The 12,188-nt window shown below is 35.4% G+C and carries 10 protein-coding genes and 1 pseudogene; all 11 read left to right on the top strand.

Features of this window, described 5'->3' with window-relative positions; translation table 11 throughout:
- The first annotated feature begins 246 nt into the window (after positions 1-246).
- Positions 247-1,161, top strand: a complete 915-nt coding sequence (locus tag MHI46_RS19120) for a hypothetical protein (protein WP_247721709.1) — start codon at positions 247-249, stop codon at positions 1,159-1,161.
- 468 nt (positions 1,162-1,629) lie between these two features.
- A complete protein-coding gene (locus MHI46_RS19115; protein WP_251180861.1) occupies positions 1,630-3,513 on the top strand; it encodes a nuclease-related domain-containing DEAD/DEAH box helicase in 1,884 nt (627 codons plus the stop codon).
- Between the two features lie 184 nt (positions 3,514-3,697).
- A complete protein-coding gene (locus MHI46_RS19110) occupies positions 3,698-5,527 on the top strand; it encodes a hypothetical protein (RefSeq protein WP_251180862.1) in 1,830 nt (609 codons plus the stop codon).
- 30 nt (positions 5,528-5,557) lie between these two features.
- Positions 5,558-6,045, top strand: a pseudogene (locus tag MHI46_RS19105) (MBL fold metallo-hydrolase); the annotation flags it as partial.
- Between the two features lie 305 nt (positions 6,046-6,350).
- Entirely contained in the window at positions 6,351-6,653 is a 303-nt protein-coding gene (locus MHI46_RS19100; RefSeq protein ID WP_045034889.1) for a metalloregulator ArsR/SmtB family transcription factor, read from the top strand.
- A gap of 132 nt (positions 6,654-6,785) precedes the next feature.
- The gene (locus tag MHI46_RS19095) at positions 6,786-7,952 is read left to right on the top strand and encodes an MFS transporter (RefSeq protein WP_025093702.1); all 1,167 of its coding nucleotides are present in this window, start codon (positions 6,786-6,788) and stop codon (positions 7,950-7,952) included.
- 66 nt (positions 7,953-8,018) lie between these two features.
- Positions 8,019-8,867 carry an MBL fold metallo-hydrolase gene (locus tag MHI46_RS19090; RefSeq protein ID WP_251180864.1) on the top strand — a complete coding sequence of 283 codons (849 nt, stop codon included), beginning with the start codon at positions 8,019-8,021 and terminating at the stop codon, positions 8,865-8,867.
- Positions 8,868-9,016: 149 nt separating this feature from the next.
- A complete protein-coding gene (locus tag MHI46_RS19085; RefSeq protein WP_041508060.1) occupies positions 9,017-9,607 on the top strand; it encodes a Crp/Fnr family transcriptional regulator in 591 nt (196 codons plus the stop codon).
- A gap of 70 nt (positions 9,608-9,677) precedes the next feature.
- Positions 9,678-10,019 (top strand): darcynin family protein, encoded by a 342-nt coding sequence (locus MHI46_RS19080; protein WP_039183409.1) that lies wholly within the window; start codon positions 9,678-9,680, stop codon positions 10,017-10,019.
- Between the two features lie 102 nt (positions 10,020-10,121).
- Positions 10,122-10,628, top strand: coding sequence for an LURP-one-related family protein (locus MHI46_RS19075; RefSeq protein WP_058838369.1), 507 nt, complete (start codon positions 10,122-10,124; stop codon positions 10,626-10,628).
- Positions 10,629-10,787: 159 nt separating this feature from the next.
- Positions 10,788-12,128, top strand: coding sequence for a hypothetical protein (locus MHI46_RS19070; protein WP_260775057.1), 1,341 nt, complete (start codon positions 10,788-10,790; stop codon positions 12,126-12,128).
- The last annotated feature ends 60 nt before the right edge of the window (positions 12,129-12,188 follow it).

Genomic DNA, 12,188 nt, shown 5'->3' with positions numbered 1-12,188 from the left:
AAGAAATGTTTGATAAAAGTAATGGGTTAGTTAACTAAGAGTAATTAGCCTACCAAAAGCTCATTGGCGCGCTGACGATATAATATACCAAAATAAGTACCAGGTAGTACATAGTACAATAAGTATTAAAATAAAAGAGAATATTGTTTGTAACAGCTGATGTTAGGAATTATTGTAAAGGTTGTGTGAAGGAAATTTTATGGGATGCCTTACATTTGAAAGATATTTTGATGGGGGTTTTTTGTAATGAAGAACAAAATTTCAGCTGTCGTAATTGAACTTTTAAAAGAGGCACTATGCAGTATATACTGGTATAAAAGTAACTTGAGGAGCTTTTTAAGTAACTGTATAAATGACCCTGCTATTATTAATCGTTCAGACTGGAATGGATATAAAAGACAAATTGTATCGGATATTATTGATGAACTATGTAGTGATCAGGAAAAGTACTTGGGTGATATCAGAAGACTAATACACGAAGTGATCAAGATGGATAGTTTTCATCACCTAGAACAACTTGAAGATGGAAAAAGAAAGGCAGTGAGAGCAAAGCAAGCTGTTGCTGATCTTAAAAGGTTAATAGAAGATCAAACACAGAGAATTAAAGAGGAAGAAGAAATTAAAAGGAAAAGACTTGAAAATCTAGAAAAAATCAGATCAAGTCAAGCAGTATTGAATAAACTAGATGAAATTAAGACAAATTATTTTAGGCTTGTTACTTCTCAAGATTATCAAAAGAGAGGCTTTGAACTTGAGAAGGTTCTATACGACCTATTTGAACTATTTGATTTAGATCCTAAAGCTTCATTTAGAAATATTGGAGAACAAATTGATGGAGCTTTTTCTCTAGAAGGTACTGATTATTTGTTTGAAGCCAAGTGGAGGAATCAATTATCGGATTCCTCAGATTTAGACAGTTTTGTTGGAAAGATTAATAGAAAACTTGATAATACTTTAGGTTTATTCCTATCTATAAATGGGTTTTCCGAAGATGCTGTTAAAATTCATTCCGTAAGCCGTAGTACCATACTATTAATGGATGGCACCGATCTTATGGCTGTACTGGAAAATCAAATAGATTTTGTATCTTTAATTATAAGAAAGAGAAGGCATGCGGCACAAACTGGGAATATATATCTTAAAAGTAGTGAGGTTGTATGATTTTTAATTAATATATGGAAGAAAAGCTCTTTGTTCTATTTAAGCAAAAATAAAACTTGTAAATAGGGCTAGTTTTTAATTATTAATCTTAAATTGATGAAAAATGAAAGTTTAAATTTCCCCAATTCAATTATCACAAAAATTATCATTAAATCCTTCCTTTGGAAAGATTATATATGAAGAGGGACAAGCTTAGTATCTAAAATTAATTCAGATGTTTTAGTCTATGTAAAGCATCTAATACAAACAAATATAGATACAACCTGCTGATGGAATAAATTTAATATTTTTAACTAAAGCTCTTAAATTATTAATCTAAGAGCTTTTTGATTTTAAGATTTCCTCTATTTTATAACTAGCACCCCCCTCTTTGCTAAAGAAAACCCATATATTATAATATACAACATTTAAAAAAACCAAAATATTCCGATATATGATGTATAAGGATAATAGAGGGGTGTAGTATGAATGGCAATTACATTACCAGAAAGTATTAAAAGTACTGCTACTGCAGGAGAACGAATTTTATTTCGAACATTAAAGGAATATCTACCCGAGGAGTATATTGTTCATTATGAGCCTAATATCAATGGGTTTAGACCAGACTTTGTGATAATCGGTCCTGATTTAGGAGTATTAGTTCTAGAAGTAAAAGATTACACCCAAAATACAATAAGAGAGCTAAACGACAATACCTGGAGCATTTTAGATTCGTCTGGTGATTTACATAGAGTGAAGAGTCCTTTAGTTCAATCAAGAGAGTATGCTTTTAAAATAAAAGATATGCTTGAGAAAGACATCGATTTAATCAATACAGAAGGGAAATATCAGTTTAAATTAAAGTTTCCTTATGGTTATGGCGTCGTCTTTACTCGGCTTCATGAAGAACAACTTTTAAAAAATAAAGTATATGAGGTTATTGATCCACATTTTATTTTATCGCGTGATCAGATTGATCCGGATAATGACCATTTTGATCCTGAGATCTTAATAGAAAAATTGTATGATATGTTTCATGTGCCTTTCAAGTTAAATACGCCATTATCATCTGACGAATTAGAAAGGATTCGTTATCATCTATACAAAGAAATACGCGTTGGAGCAGATGTTGAACCAGTCCCATACCAAGAAAAACTGTTATTATCTTTTCGAAACATCAAAACGATGGATTTGCATCAAGAAAACTTGGCTAAACAGATTGGTGATAAACATCGGCTAATTAGAGGAGTAGCAGGAAGCGGTAAAACCTTAATCTTAGCGACTCGAGCAAAAATGTTAGCAGAACAACATCCGAATTGGAAGATATTAATACTCTGTTACAATGTAGCTTTGAAACAAAATATTAAACAAATGGTTCATTCTAAATTTACAGAACCAGATGATTTTCTGACATCCGATCATAGAAAAACACCAAATTTAAATAATATACAAATATTAAATTTTCATCACTGGATTAAAAAAGAGCATGGTATTTCAGAACTTGAAATAGATGATTACATTGAAAAGATAGAAAATGATGCTTTAACTCCTGTAAAGTATGATGCCATTTTAATTGATGAAGGGCAGGACTTTGAAGGGAGCTGGCTGCATCTCATCAGCTTATGCTTAGATCAAGAGACGCAATCTTTACTTTTAGTAGAAGATAGAGCGCAAGATATCTATCGGAAAAGTAGAAGCTATGTGAAAGATACGGGGCTTGATTTTAGAGGTAGATCTAGAATCTTAAATATAAATTATCGTAATACGTCACAAATTGTGGATTTTGGATGGAAATTTTACGATAGCCATAGAGCTTTAGATCTTAAATTAAAACAAGAACAGACAGAGACAATCGAAATCATCCCTCCAAAAAAGACGAAACGTAAAGGGCCAGAGGTAGAGCTTTTAAGATGTAATACCTTTAAAGAAGAAATAGAGGAGATTACTAAACAAATAGTGGATCAACATATTGAAAAGAACATACCATACTCTGAAATGGCCATTTTATATCGTATAAAGGGATACAATAACCATTATATATCAGCGATTCAATCGGAATTTCAAACAAAGAATATTCCTTACAATTGGATAACTGAAAATGGTGCAACCAAACATAAGTTCAATCCAGAGGAAGAGACTGTAAAAATATGTTCTCTCGATAGTAGTAAAGGTCTTGACTTCCACTCAGTTTTTATTGTGAAAGCTGATTTAATGCCGTTAAAGTATGAAGAGGATCAAGAAAAAGAAGTGTCTTTAATGTATATAGGAATGACTCGTGCTAAAGAGTACCTATCAATATCCTATTCAGGCGTCTCTTCGTTTACTCAGTATTTTGAGGATACAAAGCAAAAAGAGCCGACATTTAATCAATAATCTTTAAATAGTAAAAGGTACGGGAATTTATTCATTTCCCATACCTTTTTTATGTAAGAAGAAAAGAAGACTCTCTGTAATAAATATCGTATTATATATAATGGAAACTTAGTTCAAATAACGATTACAGCAGATATTGGGGACGATCCCATATTTAATCTACAATTACTTAAAGGAGACTTCCATGAGTTTTAAAGCTGACTTTAAACGTGAAATGCGTAACGTAGTAAAAGATGTAGAAAAAGAAATAAATAAAACATGGAAAATTGATTATAAAGGGCATTCTATAGAAATTACAAACCAAATAAAAGAAGAGCAACTAATCATTGATGGTGTGACAGTTGATAAAAAACAACGAAAAAGTTTATTGACTCATATGATTCCATATTCAACATTGTCGGGGATATTGGAACTTCAAGATGGTACAAAACACAAGGTGTCCGTTAAGCTTGGAGGGTATGTACGATTTCGTTGTATTGTGAAAGTGGGTTATAAAACGGTTTTAGATGATTCAATAAAGTTAGATTTTCTACCATGGGATCATAAAGAGAAAATCGTCCCCTTTATTCAACAACAAATTCAAACACATCATAAAGTAGTAGCCGACCGTTTACCAGATGAAGAATTTTTATTTGACGAAAATGAACCACGATTGGCTCCCGGTTTATCTGATTATCATGTAGATGAACGACCTTCCCCTTTTTATGTGAAGAAATTATTGAAGCTTTTTGAAAAACAACTAAATCATCCTACAAACGAAACAAGAAAGAAAACATATGAAAAAATCATTTCTAACAATATGGCGAGTCGCAACAGTGAGTTAATTGACCGATTTCAACAAACACAATGGGATGAGTCTCTTGTACAGCAAGAAGCGTTATGGCTTCTTGAACATGCAGCGCATCGGGAGGTCGTCAAATTTGCGGTCACGATATTGGGATGTACGAACTGCGAAAAATATAAAGAGCTCTTATTCGCAATAGGTATGCATGAAGAATTTACTTCGTATGTCGTATGTGCATTGAAGAAAGGCACAATTCAAGGAAACGAACATGTTTGGCGTCTTGCAAAGTCCGTCGATGGATGGGGGAAGATTTCGGCTGTTGAGCAATTGGAAGCCTCGACGCCAGAAATAAAACGATGGCTACTAACAAAGGGCTGCGAAAATACAATCATGAATGAATATTTAGCCTATACTTGCGCTCTTAACGGTGATCTGGAAACAGCTTTATCCGAAGAAGAAATTTCCAAAGAATTATATGATGGAGCGAGTCTCATCATTCAAGCACTACTAGAAGATGAGGTTGCAATCCACAGTATCGAAGAGTATCCAAATGCAAGCTCAGTTCTTTGCCGCTTTATTCACCATGCTCATAAGCACTGTCAAACAATTGAGGACTTTTACCCAATTTTGAAAATAAGTGAATTTTTAAATGATGATCAAGAGCTTTGGGAAGACCGATTGAATGAGTCATGGACACAGGACGATTATAAAGCTATCCAGGAAGCGGTTCAACCGTTTATCAATGACAGTAGATGGCCAAAGCTTGCAATCGATACGTTACAACAGGGTTTTAGCTCTCAAGCACTTAAAATCGCTCTCTTTTATCGTTTAGATGTGATTGAGATTCTATTTGCTTTACTTGAGAAAGACCCGGCAAATAGTGAAATATACTTTGCTGTGATGGACACAAATCATCATCAACATATTAGAGAGCTTAGCACATTTGCAGAAACACATTTATCGTTATCAAACCTCTCAGATGATGAAGTGGCTTGTTTACAATATATTGTGCAAGATTTATATGAACACGAAGGTGTAGGATTACCATTGATTCAAGCTGCACTTAGATCAGATGATGGAAATTTACAGTATCATGCTTTAAGTGTATTAAAAGAATGGTCACCTTCGTATTCACAGCAAGATGCCACAAGAGAATTGATCGAAAACATTTACGTGAAGACAAAAGATAAAGAAGATCGAAAGTTAGTCAAACACTTATTAAAGAAATAAGATTTAAAAATATTAGAAAGCTGGCACACCATGCACACAATCAAAAAAATAGGTCATACCTTCGCCTACATCACACCAGTATCACTTACCGACCGCCCCATCCTAGGTATGGTCGTAGGCAATAACAAAACCTTAATGATCGATGCCGGTAATTCAGAAGATCATGCGAACTATTTCATCCAAAAAACTTTAAAGCACAGAACGCCACGCCCGATCTTGTTGTCCTCACGCATTGGCATCGGGGTCATATTTTTGGTCTGCCTGCGCTGCCTGATACGATTTCAATTGCTTCTGCAAAGACAAGAAAGGAAATGGAGAAGCTTCTGCCGTTTTCTTAATTGATGAGCGGGTGAGGGACGGAACGGAGATTGAGTTCTGCGCGAAGACGATAAAAGAAGAATATCAGGATCATCGAGATTATTCAGGTGGTTTTACCGGATGTGACGTTTGATTAGCGGATGGAGATTGATCTTGGCGGGGTTACTTGTGTCGTGCAACATGTTGGAGGCGATCACGCTATCCAACATAAATAATATTTTAAGAACCTTGGTAGATAATAACCTCATTTAAAGGCATCACGGTGAGCCTTATCATAAGTTAATGAGGGGTGAGAAGGCTAAATTTAGCTGTACAAGCAGCAAAAAAGTACTCTAATCCTTTTCCATCAAACATCTCCATTGCACCAGAATAGAAGATATAACCACTCCGCAAAAACCACGATTAAGCCTAAAGCAGCGAGAAATTACCTAGGAAAACAGAAAGTTGTAAGGAATCCCCAACAACACATGTTGACATATCGTTATTTATCGATATAATGGGGTGTATGGAGCCAATAGAAGTTTTCAAAGCCTTATCCAATGAATCCAGATTGCAAATTTTACAATGGTTAAAGGAACCTGATCGTCATTTTACACCCCATGAAGGGATTGATATGAATACTACAGGGGTATGTGTTAGTCAAATAACAGATAAATTGAAAATGACGCAATCAACAGCATCTCAATACCTTTCAATTTTACTACGAGCTGGATTAATTACGACAGAGCGTATAGGTAAATACACGTATTATAAAAGAGATGAAAATGCCATTAAAAAAATTGCTAAGATTCTAGAAAAAAATATTTAATAAATGAACTGAATTCATACATCAGAATTCAGTTTCATTTATTAAATACAAATCGACTTATCGTAATATGTTTTTTTGTCCATACATATTAACAATTCTAGATATGTAAATTCATATAAGGAGTGATCTACATTGTCAAACACTGTAAAGATTTACATTTTAGCTATTGTAAGTTTTTTAGTTGGTACATCAGAGTATATCATCTCTGGTATTTTGGATAATATTTCTGAATCATTAGGAATTACGATAGCTGCAGCTGGCCAGTTAATTACGATTTTTTCTCTTGTGTATGCCATCTTCACCCCAGTATTAATGGCTTTAACATCGGGAATGAATAAACGCAAGTTAATGTTATTTTCACTTAGCGTTTTTATTCTAGGTAATATTCTTGCATTCGTCCTCCCTGGGTATCAATTATTTATTGTGTCAAGAATTATTATGGCTCTTGGAGCGGGGATGGTCGTAGTTACTGCATTAACAATTGCTGAAAAAATTGCACCAAAAGGTAAGCAAGGTACCGCTATTGCTACTGTAGTAATGGGATTTACAGCATCATTGATCATTGGAGTCCCACTTGGCAGAATGACTAGTGATTTCTTTGGTTGGAAAGCTGTATTTGGAGGAATAGCTTTACTCGGATTATTAGCCATGGTGATCATTTCTCTTACGATTCCAAAAATCCAAGGGGATAAACCTGTACCTTTAATTCAACAACTCGCTCTTTTTAAAAAACCAAAAGTAGTGTTGGGATTAGCCATCACCTTTTTCTGGCTCGGTGGTTATTCAATTGCCTATACCTATCTATCCCCTTACCTTTTAAATATATCGGGTGTAAGCAGCAAATTGCTGAGTGGAGTTCTCCTCGTATTCGGGATTGCTAGTCTAGTTGGGTCAAAGTTTGGTGGATTTAGTACCGATCGATGGGGTGTGAATTTTACTCTGATTAGTGGAATGACATTACATGTCATCATGCTCATATTGCTCTCACTAGTTACGCATTCTTATGTTGGTGTATTACTCATTTTAATATTATGGTCATTTGCTGCATGGTCTTCTGGCCCGACTCAACAATATCACTTAGCTACAATGGAGCCAGAGTCATCAGGTATACTATTGGGTCTCAATCAGTCAATGATGCAATTGGCGATGGCTGCAGGTGCAGCTATTGGAGGTATCTTTGTAGAGAGGGTTTCTCTATCTTCCGTTACTTGGGCAGGTGCTTTAGGCGTTGCAATCGCGATCATTGTAACAATATTGGCTTCACGTGCTACTTCGAGTAATGAAATTCGATATACTTAAACAGTAGAACGATGGGAAAAAACGTGATTCAATTTAAAAAATAATGACAGAAAGTAGGAAGCACCTTTGCACTCAATTAAAAAAATAGGTCAGAGTTTTTGGTACATCACACCAGTATCACTTACCGACCGCCCCATCCTAGGCATGGTCGTAGGCAATAACAAAACCTTAATGATCGATGCTGGTAACTCGGAAGATCATGCCAAATACTTTATCAAAGAAACCTTAAAACATGAGAACGCCAAGCCCGATCTCGTTGTCCTCACGCATTGGCATTGGGATCATATTTTTGGTCTGCCAGCGCTGTCTGATTCGGTTTCGATTGCTTCTGCAAAGACCAGAAAGGAAATGGAGAAGCTTCTTCCGTTTTCTTGGTCAGATGAGGCGATTGATGAGCGGGTGAGGGAAGGAACGGAGATTGAGTTCTGTGCGAAGGCGATCAAAGAAGAATATCAGGATCATCGAGATATTCAGGTGGTTTTACCGGATGTGACGTTTGACCAGCGGATGGAGATTGATCTTGGTGGGGTCACTTGCGTCGTGCAACATGTTGGAGGCGATCATGCTGCTGATTCCGTGATCGTGTATGTGAAAGAAGAGAAAATCCTGTTTCTTGGTGATTGTATTTATCCTAAAATGTATGCCGAAAAAGTACATTATACGGTGAAGGAAACGTTGCGTCTTTTAGATGAGTTAGATGCTTTTGATGCTGATATGTATATTCCTTCACACCAAAGACCGTGGACAAAAGAGGAGTTTCGTCAGGAAACAGACAAACTTCGGATGATAGCGAAATTCACTGATCTATGTGGTGGAGATAAGCAGAAAATCACGAAAGAATATCAACATTACGTGAACAGAGAAATGAAAGAAGATGAATTAGAAACCATTGCTTACTTTGTAAATGGGTATTAAATAAACACTAAAAAAAGTCTCATTTGAGTGATTTCCCTCAAACGAGACTTTTTTTGCATCATGTATGGTGACAGACTTATTTTTAGCATTGATAATAAAAACAATCCCCAAGTAGGCTTGAGTTTTCCTTATTAGGAGGTAAAAAACAGATGGACAAAATAACTAACCCATACGACATGTTCAAAACCAAAATATCGAAATATCCAATTGAACAAAATCATTGGCAAGCCTTCAAAGATGGAACAACGATTAAACAATTAAAAGCAGGTACATGCATGATCAAGGCTGGCGATCCAGTGAAGCATGCTTATTTCTGCATAACGGGGCTCTTCCGTCTCTTCTATTTGTTACCGGATGGAAGGGAGTACAACGTGGCTTTTACGTTGGAAGATGATTTTGCTACTTCTTATGCAAGTATGATCAACGGGCAGCCTTCTCCTTATTCGATTGAAGCGATGGAGGATTCTATTGTGATTGAAATTCCGTATGATCTGCTTCAAATGTTGATGGATAGAAGTCATATGTGGGAGCGGTTTGTTCGGGTTAGTGTAGAGAGGCTGTATACGAGAAAGGAAGAGCGAGAGAGGGAACTGCTATATTTGCCGGCAATTGAGCGATATCAGGCGTTTTTATTGAAATATCCCGGGTTACATCAACGTATCGCTCAATATCATATTGCCTCATATATTGGTATTTCTCCGGTTTCGCTGAGCAGGCTTCTCCATCCTGCTGAACATTAACCTATGTTAATGCACATTCTCTAGATCTGACGTACAATCATCACATCATAGAAGAATCGGGGGTATGATGATGAAATATATGATGGTTGTTTTATTAGAGTTCTACCCATCTTGGCTTGCTTTACCACGAGAGGAGCGCAGAACCCATGCGGCTTCGCTACAAGAGTTGATGCAGAAATATGAGGAACATGTGACGGTGCGCTTTTTTGATGCTGAAGCTCTTCCAGGTAAAGATTACACAGATTTTGTGATGTGTGAAACGGAAGACCTGAAGTTCTATCATTTTATGTGGGAAGAGATTAGGGATTCTATTCCTTACACAAGTGGTTATGTCAAAATTAAAGAAGTCATCATGGGAATGGAAAATGCTTTTCAAACATATGAAAAAGAATCTCTGAAAATGGATCAGTAATCGAAAACCACCTGCTATCAGGTGGTTTTTTGTACATTCTATTTTTTGGTATAATCAGAGGTAATGTAAGAACGGAATTTTTGAACTAAATCGGAGGTACATATGAAACAGCTTTACATGAAGCAGAAAGTGTTTAGTCTGAGCGGCAGGTTTACGGTAAAGGATCAGCAGGAGAACGATGTGTATGTGGTTGAGGGCAGTTTTATGAAGATGCCGAAGACGTTTACCATTTTGAATACAGAACGAGATGAAATCGCTGTGATTACGAAGAAAATGTTTACCTTTTTACCGAAGTTTTTAGTAGAAGTTGATGGTCAAGAGGTATTGACGATTAAAAAAGAGTTTACGTTTTTTAAAGCAAAATATTCAATTGATGCTGCTGGGATTGAAGTACAAGGTAACTGGTGGGATATGAATTTCCAAGTGCTGCAAAGCGGCGAAGTGATCGGTCAGGTGAAGAAGGAATGGTTTACTTGGGGTGACAGCTATAAGGTTGATATTTTGAAAGAAGAAATGGAGCCTGTGATGATTGCGCTCGTTGTTGCGATTGATTGTGTGAAAGCTGATGAAGCAGCGTCTCGGTCTTCGTCGTCGGCAACGACGAATTAGTAAGAGAATATCAATAAAGCCTCGAAGAGCTTAAAGTTCTTCGAGGTTTTTTATTTTATTGAATCTTATTATTCATAAATTATGAATTTTTTAGGTTATACTCTATTATTTAACTTTAATGTTATAATAATCAAATAAATTAATTAAGGAGTTTGAAGAATGAAGAAAAAGACGTTATTCATTATCGGTAGTAGTGCAGTTCTTTTACTTATTATTATCTTTTTGGTGGCTGGACGTTCAACAAACCCAGCAGATTTGGCAAAAGAATTTAAGGAAAAAGTGGAAAATGGAGATGCAAATGGCTTAGTTAAATTAGTAAAGCTTCAAAAAGAGGAGATGTCATGGGACAAGAAGGATGCCGAAAGCATTATTAACTATCTAAAAGATGAAAATAAAGAATTTGAAAATCAAGTAGAGTTATTAGAGTATCAAGCAAAGTATTATAATTCAGACGGTAAGGATGGTACATTTACTGAGAGTCTATTTGGAAAAGCTTTTTTGTCTATGGGTCCTTTTTTTATAGAAAAAGAGAAAGGTCTATTTGGGCGCGAGAAATATACACTTAAGGCAAGAGCTTATAAGGTAGAAATAGAAGCCATGAAAGGGGCAGAGCTCTCTTTTAATGGTGAGAAAATCAATTTAGAAAACAACCATTCTAAACTTCTGGGCTATTATGGACCAGGTGTGTATAAAGTAAAAGGAAAAAAGAAGTTTAACTATACAACAGTAAATGATGAGGAGGAAATCACACTTTTTGATGCTGATTCTTTTGAAAAAACAGTGAGTCTTAATTTTTCAGGCGATAATGTAGATGTTTCATCATCAATGCCTAATACTGAAATAGTGGTAAATGGAAAAGGAACTGGAGAGAAAATAGAAGAAGGTACTACGTTTGGTCCTGTAAAAGATGGGATAACCCTTCAAGGTAAAGCTGAATTTCCTTGGGGAGTGGGCAAGAGTAAAGAATACGAAATAAAAGTTGAGGAAGATACTGACTCATCTTCTTTTGGTGGATCAACGAATCAGTATGATTTAACACCTAATCCAATTATTGACAAAAAATTTAAAGAAAATATTAAACAAGTAATAAATGATTTTGCAAAACAGAGGGTTGAAGCTAAAAATTCAAAGGACGCAAATAAGTTAAAAAATGTGTCTGATAATCTTAAAAAAGATTATATAGAAGTGATTGCTGATTATGATTCAAATAATTATTATGAAGGAAAGGCACTAGGAACTAGAATTGATTTTTCTAAGGCAACCTATGAATTAGGAAGTGGCGGTTCACATTTGATACATATTCCAGTGGAGTTTCATGTTAAAGAAAGAGAAGTGCTTGAATATGTTGACAGTGAAAGCGAAGAAAGATTTTCAGAAGTTGAACTTACCTTGAAATATCTTGAAGATAAAAAGACCTGGTTAATTAGCAGTGTTGAAGATGATTATTCAGCTGATGATGAATATATGACTAGCTCAGAAGTAGAAAAAACAAGTTTTTAGTTTGATCAAGGAAAAAATCATAAAATAATTATGATACTTAAAGAGAGTCATTCTGTGATT

It is taken from the genome of Bacillus sp. FSL K6-1000, from assembly GCF_038630785.1.
Classification (GTDB): Bacteria; Bacillota; Bacilli; order Bacillales; family Bacillaceae; genus Bacillus; species Bacillus safensis.
Note: the sequence above shows the minus strand (reverse complement) of the source record. Positions and strands in the feature narration are given on the sequence as shown.

What these genes read in the sequence shown, in the direction of transcription:
- MHI46_RS19120 (WP_247721709.1), top strand. Translation starts at nt 247, where the DNA reads ATGAAGAACAAAATTTCAGCTGTCGTAATTGAACTTTTAAAAGAGGCA.
- MHI46_RS19115 (WP_251180861.1), top strand. Translation starts at nt 1,630, where the DNA reads ATGGCAATTACATTACCAGAAAGTATTAAAAGTACTGCTACTGCAGGA.
- MHI46_RS19110 (WP_251180862.1), top strand. Translation starts at nt 3,698, where the DNA reads ATGAGTTTTAAAGCTGACTTTAAACGTGAAATGCGTAACGTAGTAAAA.
- MHI46_RS19100 (WP_045034889.1), top strand. Translation starts at nt 6,351, where the DNA reads ATGGAGCCAATAGAAGTTTTCAAAGCCTTATCCAATGAATCCAGATTG.
- MHI46_RS19085 (WP_041508060.1), top strand. Translation starts at nt 9,017, where the DNA reads ATGGACAAAATAACTAACCCATACGACATGTTCAAAACCAAAATATCG.
- MHI46_RS19080 (WP_039183409.1), top strand. Translation starts at nt 9,678, where the DNA reads ATGAAATATATGATGGTTGTTTTATTAGAGTTCTACCCATCTTGGCTT.
- MHI46_RS19075 (WP_058838369.1), top strand. Translation starts at nt 10,122, where the DNA reads ATGAAACAGCTTTACATGAAGCAGAAAGTGTTTAGTCTGAGCGGCAGG.
- MHI46_RS19070 (WP_260775057.1), top strand. Translation starts at nt 10,788, where the DNA reads ATGAAGAAAAAGACGTTATTCATTATCGGTAGTAGTGCAGTTCTTTTA.